This window comes from Pseudomonas sp. 2848 (genome assembly GCF_003253945.1).
GTDB lineage: Bacteria > Pseudomonadota > Gammaproteobacteria > Pseudomonadales > Pseudomonadaceae > Aquipseudomonas.
In genome coordinates, this window is sequence record NZ_QKZD01000005.1 from 270,909 (window position 1) to 290,152 (window position 19,244).

At 67.4% G+C, this 19,244-nt stretch carries 20 protein-coding genes; 15 read left to right on the top strand and 5 right to left on the bottom strand.

The genetic code is table 11. The features are described from left to right. Positions 1-52 precede the first annotated feature (52 nt). The 4 genes from DFS21_RS12390 (at position 53) to DFS21_RS12405 (ending at position 6,206) form a co-directional block, all read left to right on the top strand. Positions 53-646 carry a TetR/AcrR family transcriptional regulator gene (locus DFS21_RS12390; protein ID WP_110699444.1) on the top strand — a complete coding sequence of 198 codons (594 nt, stop codon included), beginning with the start codon at positions 53-55 and terminating at the stop codon, positions 644-646. 147 nt (positions 647-793) lie between these two features. Continuing rightward, positions 794-3,199, top strand: a complete 2,406-nt coding sequence (locus tag DFS21_RS12395) for a glucose/quinate/shikimate family membrane-bound PQQ-dependent dehydrogenase (RefSeq protein ID WP_111532394.1) — start codon at positions 794-796, stop codon at positions 3,197-3,199. Between the two features lie 109 nt (positions 3,200-3,308). Then, positions 3,309-4,559: a carbohydrate porin gene (locus DFS21_RS12400; RefSeq protein WP_111532395.1), complete on the top strand. Its 1,251-nt coding sequence runs from the start codon at positions 3,309-3,311 to the stop codon at positions 4,557-4,559. A 249-nt stretch (positions 4,560-4,808) separates the two neighbouring features. Continuing rightward, positions 4,809-6,206: an APC family permease gene (locus DFS21_RS12405; RefSeq protein ID WP_111532396.1), complete on the top strand. Its 1,398-nt coding sequence runs from the start codon at positions 4,809-4,811 to the stop codon at positions 6,204-6,206. A gap of 7 nt (positions 6,207-6,213) precedes the next feature. Here the strand turns inward: DFS21_RS12405 and DFS21_RS12410 are convergent, their stop codons facing one another. Further along, a complete protein-coding gene (locus DFS21_RS12410) occupies positions 6,214-7,227 on the bottom strand; it encodes an AraC family transcriptional regulator (protein ID WP_111532397.1) in 1,014 nt (337 codons plus the stop codon). A gap of 171 nt (positions 7,228-7,398) precedes the next feature. On the opposite strand from DFS21_RS12410, the gene DFS21_RS12415 reads away from it, so the two are divergent. Genes DFS21_RS12415 through DFS21_RS12425 form a run of 3 tightly spaced genes read left to right on the top strand, consistent with a single transcriptional unit; the run spans position 7,399 to position 10,046 of the window. Further along, the gene (locus tag DFS21_RS12415; protein ID WP_110699455.1) at positions 7,399-8,583 is read left to right on the top strand and encodes an acetyl-CoA C-acyltransferase family protein; all 1,185 of its coding nucleotides are present in this window, start codon (positions 7,399-7,401) and stop codon (positions 8,581-8,583) included. A gap of 14 nt (positions 8,584-8,597) precedes the next feature. After that, positions 8,598-9,446 carry a 3-hydroxybutyryl-CoA dehydrogenase gene (locus DFS21_RS12420; protein ID WP_111532398.1) on the top strand — a complete coding sequence of 283 codons (849 nt, stop codon included), beginning with the start codon at positions 8,598-8,600 and terminating at the stop codon, positions 9,444-9,446. A gap of 12 nt (positions 9,447-9,458) precedes the next feature. Continuing rightward, complete coding sequence (locus DFS21_RS12425) at positions 9,459-10,046, top strand: TetR/AcrR family transcriptional regulator (protein WP_111532399.1); 588 nt, start codon at positions 9,459-9,461, stop codon at positions 10,044-10,046. A gap of 15 nt (positions 10,047-10,061) precedes the next feature. Here DFS21_RS12425 and DFS21_RS12430 read toward each other — a convergent pair whose 3' ends face one another. Beyond that, a complete protein-coding gene (locus DFS21_RS12430) occupies positions 10,062-10,814 on the bottom strand; it encodes an anti-sigma factor (RefSeq protein ID WP_111532400.1) in 753 nt (250 codons plus the stop codon). Further along, positions 10,811-11,329 (bottom strand): sigma-70 family RNA polymerase sigma factor, encoded by a 519-nt coding sequence (locus DFS21_RS12435; RefSeq protein ID WP_111532401.1) that lies wholly within the window; start codon positions 11,327-11,329, stop codon positions 10,811-10,813. Before DFS21_RS12435 ends, DFS21_RS12430 begins: the two co-directional genes overlap by 4 nt. Positions 11,330-11,462: 133 nt before the next feature. Between DFS21_RS12435 and DFS21_RS12440 the strand changes: the two genes are divergently transcribed. The 5 genes from DFS21_RS12440 (at position 11,463) to DFS21_RS12460 (ending at position 15,268) form a co-directional block, all read left to right on the top strand. Continuing rightward, a complete protein-coding gene (locus DFS21_RS12440; RefSeq protein ID WP_111532402.1) occupies positions 11,463-12,509 on the top strand; it encodes a catalase family peroxidase in 1,047 nt (348 codons plus the stop codon). Next, positions 12,506-13,039 carry a cytochrome b gene (locus DFS21_RS12445; protein ID WP_110699465.1) on the top strand — a complete coding sequence of 178 codons (534 nt, stop codon included), beginning with the start codon at positions 12,506-12,508 and terminating at the stop codon, positions 13,037-13,039. Before DFS21_RS12440 ends, DFS21_RS12445 begins: the two co-directional genes overlap by 4 nt. Positions 13,040-13,118: 79 nt before the next feature. Then, positions 13,119-14,336: an MFS transporter gene (locus DFS21_RS12450; protein WP_110699467.1), complete on the top strand. Its 1,218-nt coding sequence runs from the start codon at positions 13,119-13,121 to the stop codon at positions 14,334-14,336. Between the two features lie 79 nt (positions 14,337-14,415). Then, a complete protein-coding gene (locus DFS21_RS12455; protein WP_023631327.1) occupies positions 14,416-14,961 on the top strand; it encodes a cupin domain-containing protein in 546 nt (181 codons plus the stop codon). A 7-nt stretch (positions 14,962-14,968) separates the two neighbouring features. Continuing rightward, positions 14,969-15,268, top strand: coding sequence for a hypothetical protein (locus tag DFS21_RS12460; RefSeq protein WP_111532403.1), 300 nt, complete (start codon positions 14,969-14,971; stop codon positions 15,266-15,268). On the opposite strand, the gene DFS21_RS12465 is transcribed toward DFS21_RS12460, so the two are convergent. Continuing rightward, on the bottom strand, positions 15,255-15,854 hold the full coding sequence (locus DFS21_RS12465) for a 2-hydroxychromene-2-carboxylate isomerase (RefSeq protein WP_111532404.1): 600 nt from the start codon (positions 15,852-15,854) through the stop codon (positions 15,255-15,257). The two genes, DFS21_RS12460 and DFS21_RS12465, sit on opposite strands and share 14 nt — an antisense overlap. Before the next feature lie 27 nt (positions 15,855-15,881). Further along, the gene (locus DFS21_RS12470) at positions 15,882-16,613 is read right to left on the bottom strand and encodes an SDR family oxidoreductase (protein WP_046855892.1); all 732 of its coding nucleotides are present in this window, start codon (positions 16,611-16,613) and stop codon (positions 15,882-15,884) included. 89 nt (positions 16,614-16,702) lie between these two features. Between DFS21_RS12470 and DFS21_RS12475 the strand changes: the two genes are divergently transcribed. The 3 genes from DFS21_RS12475 (at position 16,703) to mexE (ending at position 19,241) form a co-directional block, all read left to right on the top strand. Then, positions 16,703-17,266 (top strand): TetR/AcrR family transcriptional regulator, encoded by a 564-nt coding sequence (locus DFS21_RS12475; RefSeq protein ID WP_110699473.1) that lies wholly within the window; start codon positions 16,703-16,705, stop codon positions 17,264-17,266. Continuing rightward, positions 17,253-17,846, top strand: a complete 594-nt coding sequence (locus DFS21_RS12480) for a DUF4157 domain-containing protein (protein WP_110699475.1) — start codon at positions 17,253-17,255, stop codon at positions 17,844-17,846. Before DFS21_RS12475 ends, DFS21_RS12480 begins: the two co-directional genes overlap by 14 nt. A gap of 153 nt (positions 17,847-17,999) precedes the next feature. Further along, positions 18,000-19,241, top strand: a complete 1,242-nt coding sequence (gene mexE / locus DFS21_RS12485) for a multidrug efflux RND transporter periplasmic adaptor subunit MexE (protein WP_111532405.1) — start codon at positions 18,000-18,002, stop codon at positions 19,239-19,241. Positions 19,242-19,244: the final 3 nt, after the last annotated feature.

The following is a 19,244-nucleotide window of genomic DNA, read 5'->3' on the forward strand; positions in this document are numbered from 1 at the left end:
ATACGCAACGTATGCTAATTTGCATCCATCGTCTTTTTTCATCGGAGCCTCAATGCCCACCCCACGCCGCAGCCGCGCCGCCATGAGCGCCGACACCACCGAACGGCTGATCGCCGTTGCCCGTCGCCAGTTCGCCGAAAAAGGCTTTGCCGCCGTGGTGATGGACGACCTGTGCGCTGAAGCCGACCTCACCCGCGGCGCCCTGCACCACCACTTCGGCGGCAAGGCCGGGCTGTTCACCGCCGTGGTGCAACACCTGCTCGACGAGATCAACCAGGCCATCGATGCCCGCTACGCCACCCACGCCGATCCGTGGGAGGGCTATATCGACACCTGCCTGTACTACTACGACCTGCTGCATGAACCGGCGCTGCGGCGCATCCTGTTGCAGGATGCCCCCGGCGTGCTCGGCCCGCGCCTGCGCGAGATGGAAGAGGCCAGCTACATCGGTCCCATGGCCCAGGGCCTGGTCGAGTTGCAGCAGGCCGGCAGGCTGCGCGCGTTCGATGCCGTGGCCATGGCCCACCTGCTCAACGGCGCCATGGGCGACAGCGGTATCTGGGTGATTGCCCAGGACGATCCGCAGGCGGCCGCCGAGCGCGTGAAAGGGGCGTTGCGCTGCCTGATGGAAGGGTTGCAGGCCTGAGTTCATTTTGGCGCGTGGCTGCGCGGGAGCGGGAGATGAATCGGCTGCTCGACCTGCGACAATCGGTCCCGACTTAAAATGTACTAACTTGTTAATTAGCTTGCTAAGGGATTAAACTGCCGGTATTCCACCTGCGAGATCCCTGGCATGAAAGACTCACCCCGCGCCCGTGGCGCCTCAACCTTCATCCTGGTCGGCCTGGGCGTTGTCATCGCCCTGCTCGGCCTGCTCCTGGCCGCCGGCGGCCTCAAGCTGGCCGGCCTGGGCGGTTCCTGGTACTTCCTGACCGGCGGCCTGGCCATGGCCCTCGCCGGCCTGCTCATCGCCCGAGGCAAACCCGCCGGCGCCTGGCTGTACGCCCTGTTCCTCGCCGGCACCGCGATCTGGGCCGTGGCCGACAGCGGACTGGTGTTCTGGCCGCTGTTCTCGCGCCTGTTCATGTTCGCCGCCATCGGCCTGGTGGTCGCGCTGGTTTACCCGCTACTGGTGCGCCACAAGGCGCGCGGTGCCTATGGCATCGCCGGCGTGCTGGCCGTGGCCCTGGCGATCGCCGCCGGCAACATGTTCGTTGCCCACCCCAGCGTCGCCCCCACCGGCAACGGCCCGGGCCTGACCCCGGTGGAGCCCGGCCAGCAACAGAAGGACTGGGCCCACTACGGCAACACCGAAGGCGGCAGCCGTTTCGCCGCCCTGGACCAGATCAACCGCGGCAACGTCGACAAGCTCAAGGTCGCCTGGACCTACCACACCGGCGACGTCGCCCTCAGCGACGGCAATGGCGCCGAAGACCAGCTCACCCCGCTGCAGGTCGGCGACAAGGTGTTCATCTGCACCCCGCACAACAACCTGATCGCGCTGGACGCCGACACCGGCAAGCAGCTGTGGAAGAACGCCATTAACGCCCAGTCCAAGGTCTGGCAGCGTTGCCGTGGCATGGCCTACTTCGACGCCACCACGCCGATCGCCCAACCGAGCCAGCCGAACAGTTCACCGATCACTCTGGCCAGCGTGCCGGCCGGCGCCAACTGCCAGCGCCGCCTGCTGACCAACACCATCGATGGCCGCCTGATCGCCGTCGACGCCGACACCGGCGCGTTCTGCCAGGGCTTCGGCGAAAACGGCCAGGTCGACCTCAAGGCCGGCCTTGGCGATGTCCCGGATTCCTACTACCAGCTGTCCTCGGCACCGCTGATGGCCGGTACTACCGTGGTGGTCGGCGGGCGCGTGGCCGACAACGTGCAGACCGACATGCCCGGCGGCGTCATCCGTGGCTTCGACGTGATCAGCGGGGCCCAGCGCTGGGCCTTCGACCCCGGCAACCCGGAAGACCGCGCTGCCCCGCAAGGCGACGGCACCTACGTGCGCAGCACTCCCAACAGCTGGGCGCCGATGTCGTACGATCCGGCGATGAACACCGTGTTCTTGCCGATGGGCTCCTCGTCCACCGATATCTACGGCGTGGAGCGCAACAAGCTCGACCACACCTACGGCGCCTCGGTGCTGGCCCTGGACGCCACCACCGGCAACCAGAAGTGGGTCTACCAGACCGTGCACAACGACCTCTGGGACTTCGACCTGCCGATGCAGCCAAGCCTGATCGACTTCACCAAGGATGACGGCAGCAGCGTGCCGGCCGTGGTGATCGGCACCAAGGCCGGGCAGATCTACGTGCTCGACCGCGCCACCGGCAAGCCGCTCACGCAGGTCGATGAAGTGCCGGTCAAGCCAAGCAACATCCCCAACGAGCCATACTCGCCAACCCAGCCGAAATCGGTAGGCATGCCGCAGATCGGCGCGCAGACCCTGACCGAGTCTGACATGTGGGGCGCCACGCCCTATGACCAGCTGCTGTGCCGCATCGACTTCAAGAAGATGCGCTACGACGGCCTCTACACCGCGCCCGGCACCGACCTGTCGCTGAGCTTCCCGGGCTCGCTGGGCGGGATGAACTGGGGCAGCATTTCCACCGACCCGGTGCATGGTTTCATCTTCGTCAACGACATGCGCCTGGGCCTGTGGATCCAGATGATCCCGTCGCAGAACAAGGGTGATGCCGCCGCCGGTGGCGAAGCACTGAACACCGGCATGGGCGCGGTGCCGCTCAAGGGCACCCCGTATGCGGTGAACAAGAACCGCTTCCTGTCGGTGGCTGGCATCCCGTGCCAGGCACCGCCGTTCGGTACCCTGAGCGCCATCGACATGAAGACCCGCCAGGTCGCCTGGCAGGTGCCGGTGGGCACCGTCGAGGACACCGGCCCCCTGGGCATCCGCATGCACCTGCCGATCAAGATCGGCCTGCCCACGCTCGGCGGCACCCTGTCCACCCAGGGAGGCCTGGTGTTCATCGCCGGCACCCAGGATTTCTACCTGCGCGCCTACGACAGCAGTAACGGCAGCGAGATCTGGAAAGCCCGCCTGCCGGTCGGCAGCCAGGGCGGCCCGATGACCTATGTATCGCCCAGGACCGGCAAGCAGTACGTGGTGGTCACTGCCGGCGGTGCGCGCCAGTCGACCGACCGCGGCGACTATGTGATGGCGTACGCATTGCCATAAATCGCGTCGCCTGTATCGCCGGCAAGCCGGCTCCCACAGGGTGCGCGCACTCACTGTGGGAGCCGGCTTGCCGGCGATGAGGCCCTTTCAGACCACCCGAGACTTCGCAATGTCATCCGTTTCACGCCTCACCCCCACCCTGCTCCTTGCCCTCGCCAGCACCACTGCATTCGCCGCCGACAACACCCTGACCGGCGACTGGGGCGGCCTGCGCCACCAGCTCGCGGCAGACGGCATCACCTTCACCGGCGACTACAGCGGCGAGACCGCCTACAACGCCCACGGCGGCCTGCACCGTTCAGCCCGCTACTCGCAGAACCTCAAGCTGGGCGCGCAGTTCGACCTGTCGAAACTGTACGGCCTCGACAACGGCGGCAAGGTCCAGCTGACCATCAACGACCGCCGCGGCAACAGCGCCTCGGAGGACCTGGTGGGCAACCGCCTGCCGATCCAGGAAAACTACGGTGGCCTCTACACCCGCCTCACCGAACTGAGCTACGAGCGCAACCTGTCACCTTCGCTCAACCTCAAGCTCGGCTACATGGCCATGGGCAACGACCTCGGCGGGCTGGACAGCGGCATCCTGTGCAACTTCATGAACGCCGGCTTCTGCGGCCACCCGCTGAACATGTCCGGCGGCAGCGGCTGGACCAACTACCCCAACGCTCACCTAGGTGCGCGGCTCAAGTACGACCTGGCGCCGGACTGGCAACTGCGCGTTGCGGCGTTCAACGTCGACCCCGAGAGCAACGGCAATTCCAGCCGTGCCTGGCACCTGGGGCCCAAGCACAGCACCGGCACCGTGCTCCCGCTGGAACTGGTTTACAAGCTGCGTGGCGAGCTGCCGGGCGAATACAAGGTCGGTTACTACTACGACAGCTCGAACGTGAAACGCATCGGCAGCAGCGAGGAAGTCGCCGGTCGCGGTGGCCATTACCTGCTGGTCGACCAGGCCGTGTGGAACGACCCGGCATTGCCGGGGCGCAGCCTGCACGCCTTCGGCCAGTACTCGGCCTCGAGCAAGGCTGCCTCGCCATTCACCAAGTGGTACGGTGCCGGCGTGGTGCTGTACCAGCCGTTCGCGGGCCGGCCTCGGGATACCGTGGCGCTGGGTTACGGGCGCGCAGTGCCGAACCCGCGCAGCCGCGACGTGCTCGAGGATGCCGCATTCAATGCCGGCCAGCCATTCCCCGACATCGACAGCGCCGAGCAACTGATTGAGCTGAGCTACGGCTACCAGGCCACGCCGTGGCTGAACCTGCGCCCGGACGTGCAGTACATCGTCGAGCCGGGGGCGTTTTCCGGGAAGGACATCGACAACGCGCTGGTGCTCGGCTTGCAGGTCAAGGCGACATTCTGAGCACCAGGGCCGCCCTGCGGCCCTTTCGCCGGCAAGCCGGCTCCCACACCGACCGCGCAAACCTCAAACCTTGCGCTGTCCCTGTGGGAGCCAGCTTGTCGTGGCGACGAACCACGGCGAAAGGAATGCGCAACAACCCCCGGCCAACCCAGCTTTTTCCTTTGCACCAACCACATATTTACTAATTTCCCCGCCTGCCACCCTGTCCCAGTATCTGCGCACTAAAACAACAAAGAGCGGGGAACTGTCATGAGTGCAAGTGCGTCCGTGCCTGCCAGCGTGCAGCACGATCAAGCCGGCTTTCGCCGGGTCCTGGGGCTGGGCTCGCTGCTGGCGGTGGCCGTCGGCCTGGTGGTGTCGCAAGGGGTGATGGTGATGATGCTGCAGGGGGTCGGCGCCGCCGGCCTGGGCTTCATCGTGCCCCTCGGGCTGGCCTACCTGCTGGCCCTGAGCTATGCGTTCTCGTTCTCGGAGCTGGCCCTGCTGGTGCCGCGCGCCGGCAGCCTGTCGAGCTACACCGAGGTCGCGCTGGGGCACTTCCCGGCCATCCTCGCGACCTTTTCCGGCTACGTGGTGGTGGCCATGTTCGCGCTGTCGGCCGAGTTGCTGCTGCTCGACCTGATCGTCGGCAAGGTCTACCCCGGGGTGTTCCCGCAATACTCGGTGGCCTTTGGCGTGCTCGCCCTGTTTACCGGCCTCAACCTCATGGGGATCGACCTCTTCGCCAAGCTGCAGAGCGCCATGGCTGTGGTCATGGTCATCGTGCTGCTGATCCTCGGGGTTGCCGCGATCAGCGAAGGGCATGCCGAGGGTGTCACCACCACCCTGCTGCAGGGTGACTGGAACCCCATGGGCGCCGGGGTGCTGGCCCTGACCGCCATGGCCGTGTGGGGCTTCGTCGGCGCCGAGTTCGTCTGCTCGCTGGTGGAGGAAACCCGCAAGCCCGAGCGGAACATCCCGCGCTCGATGATCATCGGCCTCACCGTCATCTTCATCACCATCGGCCTGTACGGTTTGGGCGCGCTATTCCTGGTGCCACGCGAGGCGCTCGGCAGCGATGCCCTGCCCCATTACCTGTTCGCCACCACGGTGTTCGGCAAGACCGGCGAAGTGTTCCTGGTGATCGCCGCGGTCACCGCCACCTGCAGCACCCTCAACACCTCGCTGGCGGCCATCCCGCGCATGCTCTACGGCATGGCCTGCAATGGCCAGGCGTTCCCCCAGTTCAAGCAGCTCAGCCCGCGCGCCCGCACACCGTGGGTCGCCGTGCTGTTCGTGGCGGCGATCACCGGGCTGCCGATCCTGCTGATGGGCCAGGACGCGGCGGCGATCAACCTGTTGCTGCTGGCCGCCGCGCTGGCCTGGCTGCTGGCCTACATCATCGTGCACCTGGACGTGATCGCCCTGCGCCATCGTTACCCGCACCTGGCTCGGCCGTTCCGCACGCGGTTCTATCCGCTGCCGCAACTGTTCGGCATCGGCGGCATGCTGTATGCGATCTGGAACGCATCGCCCAGCCCCGAGATGAGCCTGAAGATCTATGGCACCGCCGGGCTGGTGCTGGCGGTGGTTTCACTGATCGCGGTGGTGTGGATCAAAGCGGTGATGAAGAAGCCGTTGTTCAGGCCCGAGCCCTTGCAGCCCTGACCGCTGATCAAGCCGATGCGGCACGCTTGGCCCGGTAGCTGCCCGGGCTCTGTCCGGTCCACTTCTTGAACGCCCGGTGAAACGCGCTGGGCTCCTGGAAGCCGGTGTGCTCGGCGATCTCGGCGATGCTCAGATGGCCTTCGCGCAGCAGCTCGAAGGCCATTGCCCGGCGCACCTCGTCCTTGATCTGCTGGTAGGAGCGCCCTTCGCGCTCCAACTGGCGGCGAAAGCTGCTGGCGCTGAGCTTGTGCCGTGCGGCCATGGCGTCGAGCGTCGGCCACTGCCCGTAATGCAGGGCGCGCAAATGACGATAGACCTCCGCCACCCGGCCATTCTGGTTGCGAAAGCGGATCACCAGCCCCTGCGGCGCACTGCGCAGAAAGCCCTTCAACCCCGCCAGATCCTGCACCACCGGCAGGCGCAGCCAGGCGCTGTCGAACTCCACCTCGGTGCGCCCGCTGCCCAGGCGCAGGTCCGGCCCCCAGAGCAATGCGTCATCCTCCTGCGCCGGGCGCGCCAGGGCCAGCTCGGTACGGTCGATGGCGATGCGTCGGCCGGCCAGCCAGCACAGCAGGCCGATCACCAGCACCAGGTAGGTTTCCTCGGCGTAGACCCGGGTCAGCGGATCGGCGATGCTCGACTCCACACTGATCACGGTGCGCGCGCCACGCACCGTGACATTGCCGTTCAGGTCACGCAGGAACAGGGCGAAACTGCCCAGGCACTGACGTAGCGCCTTGCCCAGGGTCGGTTCCTGGATCAACCCGCGGCAGATCAGGGCGAAGCTGCCCAGGGGCATGCCGTGGCTGTCGAGCTGGAAGAACTCATCGTGCAGCTCGTCGATCAGCGCCAGCCACAACTGGGCGAAGGCCTTGGCCGGCACCCGCGCCAGCGGCTGGGCCAGTACCTGCGGGTCGATGCCCACCGCCCGCAGATGGGCGTCCCGCGCCTGGGGCCGGTCGCGCAGGGCGTGAACCATGGCATTGAGGAAGTACACCGCGACCGTATCGCTATCGCGCATGGCAAAAGTCCGCTGTCTATGCTGAGTGGCAAAAAATGCCAGGTTGTCTGAACAGATCCGGCATAGGCCGCCCGCAGGCCATTGCCTAGACTCGATCCACCCCCGCTGGGTGTGGGCGCCATTCTCGCAGAGCCTCCCGCGCCCCGCCACGCCTTCGAATACGGAGCCCCCATGAGCAGCACAGAAATCTTCGTCGTCAGTGCGGTACGTTCGGCCATCGGCAGCTTCGGCGGTTCGCTCAAGGACCTGCCCCTGGCCGACCTCGCCACCCAGGTCACCCGCGCCGCCATCGAGCGTTCGGGCGTGTCCGCCGAGCAGATCGGCCATGTGGTGATGGGCAACGTGATCCCCACCGAACCACGCGATGCCTACCTGGGGCGGGTCGCGGCAATGAACGCCGGCATCCCCAAGGAAACCCCGGCCTTCAGCGTCAACCGCCTGTGCGGCTCGGGCCTGCAGGCCATTGTCTCGGCCGCCCAGGGCTTGCTGCTGGGTGACAGCGACATCGCCCTGGCCGCCGGCGCCGAAGCCATGAGCCGCGGCCCCTACCTGCTGCCGCAAGCGCGCTGGGGCGCACGCATGGGCGACCTGCAAGGCATCGACTACATGGTCGGCATTCTTCAGGACCCGTTCGAGCACTTCCACATGGGCATCACCGCCGAGAACGTCGCGGCGGCCCATGGCATCAGCCGCGAGATGCAGGATGAGGTCGCCCTGACCAGCCAGCATCGCGCCGCCCGCGCCATCGCCGAAGGCCGCTTCGACGGCCAGATCGTGCCGATCGAGATCAAGACCCGCAAAGGCAGCGTACAGTTCGCCGTGGACGAGAACGTGCGCACCGATGCCAGCGCCGAACAACTGGCCAGCATGAAGCCGGTGTTCAAGAAGGACGGCACGGTCACCGCCGGCAACGCCAGCAGCATCAACGACGGCGCCGCCGGCTTGGTCCTGGCCAGCGGCGACGCCGTACGCCGCCAGGGCCTCAAGCCGCTGGCGCGGATCGTCGCCTACGCCCACGCCGGCGTGGAGCCGGCGCTGATGGGCCTGGGCCCGATCCCGGCGACGCAGAAGGTGCTGGAGAAAGCCGGGCTGAAGGTCAGCGACCTGGACGTGATCGAGTCCAACGAAGCTTTCGCCTCGCAGGCCTGTGCCGTGGCCCGCGCCCTGGGCTTCGACCCGGAGAAGGTCAACCCCAACGGCTCGGGCATTTCCCTCGGCCACCCGGTCGGCGCCACCGGCGCGATCATCGCCACCAAGGCCATCCATGAACTGCACCGCGTCCAGGGCCGCTACGCCCTGGCCACCATGTGCATCGGCGGCGGTCAAGGCATCGCCATCGTCTTCGAACGCGTTTGACAGGAGTCAGCAGCATGAACATCGAACACATCGCCGTGATCGGCGCAGGCACCATGGGCAACGGCATCGCCCAGGTGTGCGCGCTGGCCGGCTACCAGGTCCTGCTGGTGGACGTTTCCGACGCGGCGCTGGAGCGTGGCGTGGCGACCCTGGGCAAGAACCTCGAGCGCCAGGTCGGCAAGGGCACCATCGACGCCGACAAGGCCAGCGCGGCCAAGGCGCGCATCCGCACCAGCACCGACTACGCCCAGCTGGCCAGCGCGCAACTGGTGATCGAGGCGGCCACCGAGAACCTCGCCCTCAAGCAGCGCATCCTGCAGCAGGTGGCGGCCAACGTCGGCGCCGAGTGCCTGATCGCCACCAACACCTCGTCGCTGTCGGTGACCCAGCTGGCGGCCAGCATCGAGCAGCCGCAGCGCTTCATCGGCGTGCACTTCTTCAACCCGGTGCCAATGATGGCGCTGGTCGAGATCATCCGTGGCCTGCAGACCAGCGACGCGACCTATGCCCAGGCATTGCTGGTCACCGAGCGGCTCGGCAAGACCCCGATCACCGCCGGCAACCGCCCAGGCTTCGTGGTCAACCGCATCCTGGTGCCGATGATCAACGAAGCGATCTTCGTGTTCCAGGAAGGCCTGGCCAGCGCCGAGGACATCGACACCGGCATGCGCCTGGGCTGCAACCAGCCGATCGGCCCGCTGGCGCTGGCCGACCTGGTGGGCCTGGACACGCTGCTGGCGATCATGGAGGCCTTCCATGAAGGCTTCAACGACAGCAAGTACCGCCCCGCGCCGCTGCTCAAGGAAATGGTTGCCGCCGGCTACCTGGGGCGCAAGAGCGGCCGCGGCTTCTTCACCTACTAGAGGAACCGCGCCATGGCCCCGGTCACTGCGGCGCTGCGCTGCGCCAATTTCGAGGAGCGGCGTGACCGGGCCATGGCCCTGTTCGCCGAGAAAGGCTTCGGCCAGGTCAGCATGCGTGAGCTGGCGGCGCACGTGGGCTTGACCGCAGGTTCGCTATACCACCACTTCCCCAGCAAGCAGGACCTTTTGTACGACCTTATCGAGGAGTTGTACGAGGAACTGCAGGCGACCCTGGACCAGGGGCGCCGGGCGCGGGCCCAGGGCAAGCCGGTACTGGCCTGCCTGATCGCCGCGCACTGGCAGTTGCATGGCGAGCGGCCGTTGCAGTTCCGCCTGGCCGAGCGGGATTTCTGCTGCCTGAGCGAGGACCAACAGGCGCGCCTTGCGGCTTTGCGCGAGCGCTACGAAACCGGGCTGCTACGCCTGATTGCGCCACAGGCGCGGTTGGCCGGGGAAACCCTGGCGGCCACTGGGCATGTGCTGGCAACGCTGTTGAACCAGTTGCCCGGGATGTTGCGCGGCAAGGGCCTGGGTGAAGCTGAGGGCATGGGCTTGATGGAGGGTCTGGTGGTGGGCGCCATGGAAAGGACACTCGTTTAGCGCCTTGATCACGCCCTACAGACTGACCCCCAACGCCTGCCGCAGCTGCTCGCCACGGGCATCGTCCGCCGCGCTGACCAGGGCAAAGTTGTAATCGCCATGGGACCAATAGCGAGCCTCCAGCTGGCCATCGGTGCGCTGGCCGGTAGGCATTCGCTCGAAATGCTCGCCCGGTGAGCGCAGGAACAGGCTGATGCGCTGCCCCTGGCGATCCTCGAATACCAGCAAGGCCGCCGGCCCCGCCTCGTTGCTCAGCAGGCGCGCGCCCACGGGCTGGAAGCCATAGCCGGCCAGGTCCGGTAAGCGGCCGACACGGTTGAAGTGGGTTCTCAGCCAAGCCTGCAGGCGTGCCGGCTCGCGGGCCTCGATGTCCAGCGTGCTGGCATCGGCGAACAACCGGTGCGCCTGCACGGCGTCGGCCATGGGCAGCATGCCAGCGAACAGCGTCGCCTCACGCGCCTGCCAGCCGCCCAGCCCGCCCAGGCCTACCGCCAGCATCAGCACCGCCGCTGCTGCCAGGCGGCGCTGCCGGCGTTGACGCAGGCGGCGACGCAGCGGCGCCAGGTCAAGCTCCGGATCGCTCGGCCGCTCGCCAAAGCCGGCCAGGGCCGCACGCAGGCGCCGGGCATCGGCACGCCAGGCCTCGATGCGCACGGCCTCCTGCGGATTGGCGGCCAGCCAGGCCTCCACCACGGCCCGGCGCGCCGGCTCCAGGCGCTCGTCGACATAGGCGTGCAGTTCGTGCTCGGTGGGGATCAGGCGTGTCATTTGAGTCTCCGCAAGGCCGGGGGCGTAGGGCTGCCCTCGGTCAGTTCACGCAGGGCGGCACGGGCACGCGACAGGCGCGACATCACGGTGCCGATGGGGATGCCAAGCGTCTCGGCCGCCTCCTTGTAGCTCAAGCCTTCGACACTGACCAGCAACAGCAATGCCCGCTGCTCGGACGACAAGCGGGCGAAAGCCTGCAAGTCGGCCTGGGCCAGCACGATGCTCTCGATCTCGCCGCCCGTCGGCTCCTCGGCCTGGCCCCGACCGAACCAGGCCAGCCAGCGCGCATGCAGGCGCTCGCGGCGCTTGCCGTCGAGGAACAGCCGGTAAAGGATGGTGAATAGCCAGGGGCGCAGGCTGTCGGCATCACGCTGCTGGCCGCGACGGCTCAAGGCGCGCTCGACCGTGGCCTGGACCAGGTCGTCGGCGGTACCAGGCTCGCGGGTCAGCCACAGGGCGAAGCGGCGCAGGCGCTGCAGCAGCTCGCGCCATTGTTGGTCGTCCAGATCGTGCATGGTCGGGTTCCGGGGCCCTGCGGGCTGTCAGTGTACAAGGCAGACGCGCGGGCACGGAATCTATTCCCCCGCCGGGAATAAATCGTTTGCCCCTGCGTCGTACCGGTTCATTCCACCTGACCGGACCGTTCCCATGACTACTCCCCTGCACGGCCCCGCCAAGGCCCTGCGCCTGGCCGCCATCGCTGCCACGCTGGCCGCCCTGGGCGCAGGCTTCGCCTACGCCGCCGGCTGGATCGACGCGCCAAGGCTGACCCCGCAACGCATCATCGACACCTTCGAAGCCCAGGCCGGCCACCACCCCGGCTACCGGAAGAACCATGCCAAGGGCCTGTGTGTCAGCGGTTACTTCCAGGCCAGCGGCCAGGCCGCCTCGCTGTCCAGCGCCCGGGTGTTCAGCCAGCAGAAAGTGCCGGTGATCGGCCGCTTCGCCATCGGCGGCGCCAATCCGTTCGCGCCGGACACCGCCATACCGGTGCGCAGTCTGGCGGTGCAGTTGACCAGCGACGACGGCCAGGTCTGGCGCACCGGCATGAACAACCCGCCGGTACTGGCTGTGAGCACGGTCGAAGGTTTCTATGAACAGGTCCTGGCCGGCGCCCCGGACCCGGCCACCGGCAAACCCGACCCGGCCAGGCTGCAAGCCTTCTTCGCCGCCCACCCGGAGAGCGCGGCGTTTCGCCAGTGGGCGGCCAGCTACAAGCCGAGCGACAGTTTCGCCAGCACCGCCTACAACAGCATCAACGCCTTCCGCCTGATCGATGCCAACGGCCAGGCGCACCCGGTGCGCTGGGCACTGGAGCCGCAGGCGCCTTACGCCGCCTTGCCCGCGCAGGTCGACGACAAGCAGTTCCTGCAGCACGACCTGCGGCAACGCCTGGCCCAGGGCCCGCTGCGCTGGACCCTGCGCCTGACCCTGGCCGAGCCCGGCGATCCGGTGGACGACCCTGCCCGTCCGTGGCCCGCCGAACGCCGCAGCCTCTATGCCGGCACCCTGGTCCTGGAGCAGGTCGACGGCCCCGAGCAAGGCGCCTGCCGCGACCTGAACTTCGACCCGCTGATCCTGCCCCACGGCATCGAACCTTCCGCCGACCCGATCCTCGCCGCCCGCTCGGCAGCCTATTCGGTGTCGTTCAACCGCCGCAGCCACGAGTCGCTGACCGAAGGAGCCCGCCCATGAGCGCCACTGCCTTTCACCCCCTGGCCCGGCTGCTGCATTGGCTGATGGCCGTGCTGATCCTGGCCATGCTGTTCATCGGCGTGAGCATGGTCGCCGACCTGTCGCCCCGCCACCCTTGGCTGGTCGAGCTGCACAAGGCCACCGGCCTGGCCTTGCTGGTGCTGGTGATCCTGCGCATCGTCCTGCGCCTGAGCCTGGCGCACCCGCCACTGCCTCGCGACCTGCCCGCCCTGCAGCGCCTGGCCGCCGGCGCCTCGCACCTGCTGCTGTATGGGCTGATGCTGGCCATGCCGCTGCTCGGCTGGGCGATGCTCTCGGCAGGCGGTTACCCCCGCCCGCTGCAACTGCCCGCCATCGCCCCCCACGACCTGCAGCTCTACGCCGTGCTACGCCAGGCCCACGGCTGGTCCGGCTACCTGCTGTTCGCCACGGTGCTGGCGCACCTGGGCGCAGCCCTGGTGCATGGCCTGGTGCGTCGCGACGGCGTCTTGCGTAGCATGTGGCCAGGCCCATTGCGTCGCGGTGAATGAGCACCGCCAGGGCTCGACAAATGTAAATAATAATTACTAACATCGGCGCTCATTTCGTCGAACTGCCCTGGACTGCCTTATGAACGCCGCAAAGGACCCTGCCACGCTTGCCCCGGTGAGCAGCCCGCCCAGCACCCTGGACCTGCGCCCGCTGATGCTGGCCAACATGGCCTGCACCATGTCGATGATGGCCTTCGTCGCCCTGATCGGCCCGATCGCCCGCTTGCTGGGCATGGCCACCTGGCAGGCCGGCGCGGCGGTGACCGTGGCCGGCGTGGTCTGGGTGCTGCTGGCCCGGCCCTGGGGGCGCCTGGCCGATCGGCTTGGCCGGCGCCGGGTACTGCTGCTGGGCAGCGGCGGCTTCACCTTGGCCTATTGGGTACTGTGCCTGTTCATCGACGGCGCGTTGCGCTGGCTGCCGGGCGCGACCCTGGCCTTCTTCGGCCTGATGCTGGCTCGGGGCATGATCGGCGCCTTCTATGCCGCGCTGCCGGTGGGCGGCAACGCGCTGATCGCCGATCACGTCGAGCCGCAGCGCCGGGCCCGGGCCATGGCCTCGCTGGGTGCGGCCAACGCGGTCGGCCTGGTACTGGGCCCGGCCCTGGCCGCGCTGCTGTCGCGCTACAGCCTGAGCATGCCGTTCTATGTGCTGTCGCTGCTGCCGGCTACGGCGTTCGTCGTGCTGCTGTTCAAGCTCAAGCCACAGCCGTTGGCCCAGCCCCATGCGCCCAACCCGGTGCGACTGTCCGACCCGCGCCTGCGCAGGCCTCTGCTGGTGGCCTTCAGCGCCATGCTGAGCATCACCGTGTCGCAGATCGCCGTCGGCTTCTTCGCCCTCGACCGCCTGCAACTCGAGGCCGGCGCCGCCGCCCAGGCCGCGGGCATCGCCCTTACCAGCGTGGGCGTGGCGCTGATGCTGGCCCAGGTGTTCCTGCGCCAGTTGGAATGGCCACCTCTGAAGATGATCAAGGTCGGCGCCTGCGTATCCGGGCTTGGTTTCGCCGCCGCGGCCCTGGCCACCAGCGCGCCGTGGCTATGGGGCGCGTTCTTCGTCGCCGCGTTCGGCATGGGCTTCGTGTTCCCGGCCTTTTCGGCGCTGGCGGCCAACGCCATGCACGCCAGCGAACAAGGTGCGACGGCCGGCTCGATCGGCGCCGCCCAGGGCATGGGCGCGGTGATCGGGCCACTGGCCGGCGCCCTGGTCTACGCCCTCGATCCGCGCCTGCCGTTCCTGGCCGTGGGCGCCCTGCTGTTACTGGTCGGTCTGTGGCCGGCAGCGTCCGACCAGCGCCACTGACGCGCACAGCGCGCAAGCGTGCAGAGTGTGTTTTAATGCCTCGCCCATTATTTTTGACACCTCTGCAAACAAGGCGGCTATGGACACGGGGACACGACTCAAACTGGTGCGTGAACGCAACAACCTCTCCCAACGGGAGCTGGCCCGCCGCAGCGGCCTGACCAACTCGACCATCTCGCAGATCGAGCAGAACCGGGTCAGCCCTTCAGTCAGCTCCCTGAAGAAACTGCTCGAAGGGATCCCCATGTCCCTGGCCGAGTTCTTCAGTTTCGACGAGCCGGTGCGCGAGGAGCGCTATGTGTTCCGTGGCGGCGAACAACCCGACCTGGGCCGCAACGGCCTGCGCATGCTGCTGGTCGGCGCCAGCGTCGAAGGTCGGCAGATGCGCATGCTGCGCGAGCTGTACGCACCGGGTGCCGATTCCGGCGAGCCGATCGTGCATGCCGAAGGCGAGGAATGCGGCCTGGTCACCCGTGGCACCCTGGAACTGTGGGTCGATGGCCAGGTGAGCATCCTCAATGCCGGCGACGGCTACTACATCCCCACCACCCTGCCCCACAGCTTCAAGAACATCGGCCCCGACGAGGCCGAGATCATCAGCGCCAACACCCCGGCGAACTTCTGACCCGCGCATGACCACCGTTGCCAGCCGCGAGGCCTACCAGTGCCTGCGTGATGCCGCCCTTGGCGTCCGCCCGCTGGTGGCGGTCGCTCGTTTGGCCGGTGGGCAGGTCGAGGTGCTGGTCGAAGGCTGGCGCCTGACCTTGGTGCTGGACAGCGAGGGGCTGGCCCACTGCAGCCACTGCCAGTGTCCGGATGGACGGCTGGGCACGCTGGACGATTGGCACCGCTACGGCACCAATCCGGTCGATCACCTGAGCCTTTGGGAACGCAGGCAGATAGAGCGACTGCTTCCAGTCATGCCTGCCTGACCAAGGCCTGCTCGACGAAATCCAGGCGGTCCTGGCCGAAGAACATCTGCCCGTCGACAAAGAACGTCGGCGCCCCGAACAAACCGCGCTCGACCGCCTCCTCGGTGGCTTTGCGCAAGGCGTCCTTGACCTCGGGCCGGGCGGCCAGTTCGTGAAACATCTCGGCCTCGAAGCCGCCGGCGGCCAGGGTTTCATCCAGTACCGCGGGATCTGCCAGATTGCGCCCGTGCACGAACAACCCTTCGAACAACACCTTCAACAGCGCCTCGAAACGCTCTTCGGCAAACAACTGGATGCCGATCAGCCCGCGCATCAGGTTCAGGGTGTTGACCGGGAACCCCGGCGGCAGGGTCAGCGGCACGCCATAGCGATCGGCATAACGCTTGAGGTCGATGCGCATATAGCGCCCCTTGGCCGGCACCATTACCGGCGAGGCATTGCCGGTGGCCTGGAACACCCCACCCAATAGAATCGGCTTGTACACCAACCGCGCCCCATGACGCGCGCACAGGGCGGGTAGCTGGGTGGAAGCCAGGTAGGTGGCCGGGCTGCCCAGGTCCAGGAAGAACTCGACGGTCTTGCTCATGATTCAATCCTTGTATGAGGGAGGGATTTACCAGCGCTCCATCCACGGGCGCAGGTCCAGCTCGAAGGTCCAGGCATCACGCGGTTGCGCATGCAGGAACCAGTAACTGTCAGCGATATGCGCAGGATCGAGGATGCCGTCCTGGTCCTTGAGCGCGTAGCGTTCAGGGAAGCTGTCGCGGATGAAGGCGGTGTCGATGGCACCATCGACCACCACGTGGCCGACATGGATGTTCCGTGGCCCCAGTTCCCGCGCCATGCTCTGGGCCAGGGCGCGCAGGCCATGCTTGGCGCCGGCGAAGGCGGCGAAACCGGCCGCGCCGCGGGTGCCAGCAGTGGCACCGGTGAAGAGGATGGTGCCTCGCTCTCGGGTGACCATGCGCCGGGCGACCGCCTGGGCGGTGAGAAAGCCGGCGAAGCAGGCCATTTCCCAGATTTTGAAGTACTTGCGCGGGGTCTCCTCGAGGATGCTGCACGGCACATTGGCGCCGATGTTGAAGACGAACGCCTCGATCGGGCCGATATCGCGCTCGATGGTCTCCACCAGCTCGGCGACCTCCTCTTCCTTGCGCGCATCCGAGCCAAAGCCATGGGCCTGGCCGCCCTCGGCGCGAATCTCGGCGAGCAGCGGCTGCAGCTTCTGCGCCTCGCGCCGGGTCACGCAGGCGATGTAGCCCTCGCGGGCGAAACGCTTGGCAATCTCGCCGCCGGTGGCATCACCCGCCCCGATCACCAGCACGACTTTTTGTTGTTCTGCCATGGACCGCTCCATTGATGAATGATCGTTTAGTAAACGAACGCTATGCTACGATCAGCTCATCGTCAAGCCCACACCACGAGGTTGCGCGCATGCGCTATGCCACCGACCACAAGCAACAGACCCGCGAAAAACTGCTGTCCAGCAGCGGCGCCCTGGCCAAGCGCGGCGGTTTCGCCGCCACTGGCGTGGCCGGGCTGATGAAGGCCATCGGCCTGACCGGCGGCGCCTTCTACAACCACTTCCCGTCCAAAGACGACCTGTTCAGCGAGATCGTCCGCCGCGAGCTGGCCAACAGCCCGCTGGCGCGCCTGGTCGAACGTGGCACCGATCGTGCGCGGCTCAAGCGCCTGCTCGACCAGTACCTGAGCCTGGCGCACCTGCACAATGCCGAAGGCGGCTGCCCGTTGCCGCCACTGGGGGTGGAGATCGCCCGCGCCGAACGGCCAGTGCGCGAACAGGCCGAACACTGGCTGCTGGAATTGCATGAGGCCTGGAGCGAAACCCTGGATGATCCCGATCTGGCCTGGGCCTTGCTCAGCCAGTGTGTCGGCGCGCTGGTGGTGGGGCGCATGCTGGCCAGCGAACCGGTGCAGGCACAGGTGCTGGACGCCAGCCGCAAGCTGGTCGAGCAGGTCTTCGATGAAGTTCGCTAGCACGCTGCTGGGGTTGCTGATGACCCTGCCCGCCTTCGCCCAGGACAGCTGCCCGACCGGGCAGTACCAGGTCTGCCTGGTGGTATGCTTCTGCGCGCCCATCGACCCCAACCAAGGCGGCCAGGTGCTGCAGGATGTCGAGCGCATGGCCACCGGCAGCCTGGTGTTCGCCCTGCGCCAGGCCCGCGACGAAGCCACCGCCAATGGCACGCAGCCGATTCCCCTGCATATCCGCGCCCAGCTCGAACCCTGGTACGACTTCGCCGTGCTCGACGCGGCGCGCTACCGGGTCGGCAACGAACAGCAGATCAGCGCCGCCAACGCACTACTGCAGAACCCGGACGTCAACGCCGTGACCCTGATCGACACGGTCATCTTCCGCCGCCCCGCCGATGCCGAGGACAACGTGGCATTGTGGGCCCATGAGCTCAAGCACGTGCAGCAGTATCAGGCGCTGGGCGTCGAGGGCTTCGCCCAGCAGTACACCCGTGACTACCAGGCGCTGGAGGGCCCCGCCTACGAGATCGAGGCCAAGGTGGCCAAGGCATTGCGTGAAAAGGCCGCTGGCGGGCCGCGCTGACTGCGCAATTCTGATGGGTGCCCATGCGTCATGATTGATGATGGCACCCGACATATCATTGCCCGTGATAATAACCTTCGCTCCATTTGATTCGTGCGTCACGCGCAAGACACTCAAACTCCGCCCACTACTAATATCTCGGCGGAGTTCTCCATGGATCACTCACTCAAACCCTTGCGCTTCCCCCTCGCTGCCCTGGCAGTGGTGGTGCTCAGCGCTTGCGGTCGCACCCCCGACGCCGTGCAGGCTCCCGCCGCGCCCAAAGTCAGCGTAGCCAAGGTGATCGAACAGCCGATCAACGAATGGGACGAGTTCACCGGCCGCCTCGAAGCGCCGGAAACCGTCGAGGTACGCCCGCGGGTGTCCGGCCAGGTCGACCTGGTGGCCTTCACCGAAGGCGCCCAGGTGAAAAAAGGCGACCTGCTGTTCCAGATCGACCCGCGCCCGTTCCAGGCCGAAGTCCGCCGCCTCGAAGCCCAGCTGCAACAAGCCAAGGCCACCGCCATCCGCAGCGCCAACGAAGCCCGCCGTGGCGAGCGCCTGCGTGACAGCAACGCCATCTCCGCGGAACTGGCCGAGTCGCGCACCAGCGCCGCCGCCGAGGCCCGCGCCGGGGTCGACGCGATCCAGGCCCAGCTCGACCTGGCCCGCCTGAACCTGAGCTTCACCCGCGTCACCGCGCCGATCAGCGGCCGGGTCAGCCGCGCCCAGTTCACCGCCGGCAACATCGTCACGGCCGACGTCACCCCGCTGACCAGCGTGGTCTCCACCGACAAGGTCTACGCCTACTTCGACGCCGACGAGCGCGTGTACCTCAAGTACAGCCAACTGGCCCGCGACGGCCAGCGCGGCCAGAGCACCCCGGTGTACCTGGGCCTGACCAACGAGACCGGCAACCCGCACCTGGGCCAGATGAACTTCGTCGACAACCAGGTCAACCCGCGCACCGGTACCATCCGTGGCCGCGCCGTGTTCGACAACCGCGACGGCCAGTTCACCCCCGGCCTGTACGCGCGCCTGAAGCTGGTCGGCAGCGCCCAGTACGACGCCGTGCTGATCAACGACGAAGCGGTCGGCACCGACCTGGGCAAGAAATTCGTGCTGGTCATGGACAAGGACAACAAGGCCGCCTACCGCGCCGTGGAACTGGGGCCCAAGCTCGAAGGCCTGCGTATCGTGCGCAGCGGCCTGGGCAAGGACGACCGCATCGTGGTCAAGGGCCTGCAGCGCGTGCGCCCTGGCTCGCCGGTAACGCCCGAGGAAACCCAGATGGCCAGCGAGCAGACCCTCGCCGCCCTCGCCCAGCAGCGTCAGGCCCTGGAGGCCAGCAACCCGGCGCCGAAGGTTGCCGGCGCCAATGTCAAAGTCGCCAGCGCCCAAGCGCCGCGCGGTTAAGGG

Bases quoted from the DNA above. Each gene is read 5' to 3' on its own strand.
- DFS21_RS12390 (WP_110699444.1), top strand. From the start codon at position 53: ATGCCCACCCCACGCCGCAGCCGCGCCGCCATGAGCGCCGACACCACC.
- DFS21_RS12395 (WP_111532394.1), top strand. From the start codon at position 794: ATGAAAGACTCACCCCGCGCCCGTGGCGCCTCAACCTTCATCCTGGTC.
- DFS21_RS12400 (WP_111532395.1), top strand. From the start codon at position 3,309: ATGTCATCCGTTTCACGCCTCACCCCCACCCTGCTCCTTGCCCTCGCC.
- DFS21_RS12405 (WP_111532396.1), top strand. From the start codon at position 4,809: ATGAGTGCAAGTGCGTCCGTGCCTGCCAGCGTGCAGCACGATCAAGCC.
- DFS21_RS12410 (WP_111532397.1), bottom strand. From the start codon at position 7,227: ATGCGCGATAGCGATACGGTCGCGGTGTACTTCCTCAATGCCATGGTT.
- DFS21_RS12415 (WP_110699455.1), top strand. From the start codon at position 7,399: ATGAGCAGCACAGAAATCTTCGTCGTCAGTGCGGTACGTTCGGCCATC.
- DFS21_RS12420 (WP_111532398.1), top strand. From the start codon at position 8,598: ATGAACATCGAACACATCGCCGTGATCGGCGCAGGCACCATGGGCAAC.
- DFS21_RS12425 (WP_111532399.1), top strand. From the start codon at position 9,459: ATGGCCCCGGTCACTGCGGCGCTGCGCTGCGCCAATTTCGAGGAGCGG.
- DFS21_RS12430 (WP_111532400.1), bottom strand. From the start codon at position 10,814: ATGACACGCCTGATCCCCACCGAGCACGAACTGCACGCCTATGTCGAC.
- DFS21_RS12435 (WP_111532401.1), bottom strand. From the start codon at position 11,329: ATGCACGATCTGGACGACCAACAATGGCGCGAGCTGCTGCAGCGCCTG.
- DFS21_RS12440 (WP_111532402.1), top strand. From the start codon at position 11,463: ATGACTACTCCCCTGCACGGCCCCGCCAAGGCCCTGCGCCTGGCCGCC.
- DFS21_RS12445 (WP_110699465.1), top strand. From the start codon at position 12,506: ATGAGCGCCACTGCCTTTCACCCCCTGGCCCGGCTGCTGCATTGGCTG.
- DFS21_RS12450 (WP_110699467.1), top strand. From the start codon at position 13,119: ATGAACGCCGCAAAGGACCCTGCCACGCTTGCCCCGGTGAGCAGCCCG.
- DFS21_RS12455 (WP_023631327.1), top strand. From the start codon at position 14,416: ATGGACACGGGGACACGACTCAAACTGGTGCGTGAACGCAACAACCTC.
- DFS21_RS12460 (WP_111532403.1), top strand. From the start codon at position 14,969: ATGACCACCGTTGCCAGCCGCGAGGCCTACCAGTGCCTGCGTGATGCC.
- DFS21_RS12465 (WP_111532404.1), bottom strand. From the start codon at position 15,854: ATGAGCAAGACCGTCGAGTTCTTCCTGGACCTGGGCAGCCCGGCCACC.
- DFS21_RS12470 (WP_046855892.1), bottom strand. From the start codon at position 16,613: ATGGCAGAACAACAAAAAGTCGTGCTGGTGATCGGGGCGGGTGATGCC.
- DFS21_RS12475 (WP_110699473.1), top strand. From the start codon at position 16,703: ATGCGCTATGCCACCGACCACAAGCAACAGACCCGCGAAAAACTGCTG.
- DFS21_RS12480 (WP_110699475.1), top strand. From the start codon at position 17,253: ATGAAGTTCGCTAGCACGCTGCTGGGGTTGCTGATGACCCTGCCCGCC.
- mexE (WP_111532405.1), top strand. From the start codon at position 18,000: ATGGATCACTCACTCAAACCCTTGCGCTTCCCCCTCGCTGCCCTGGCA.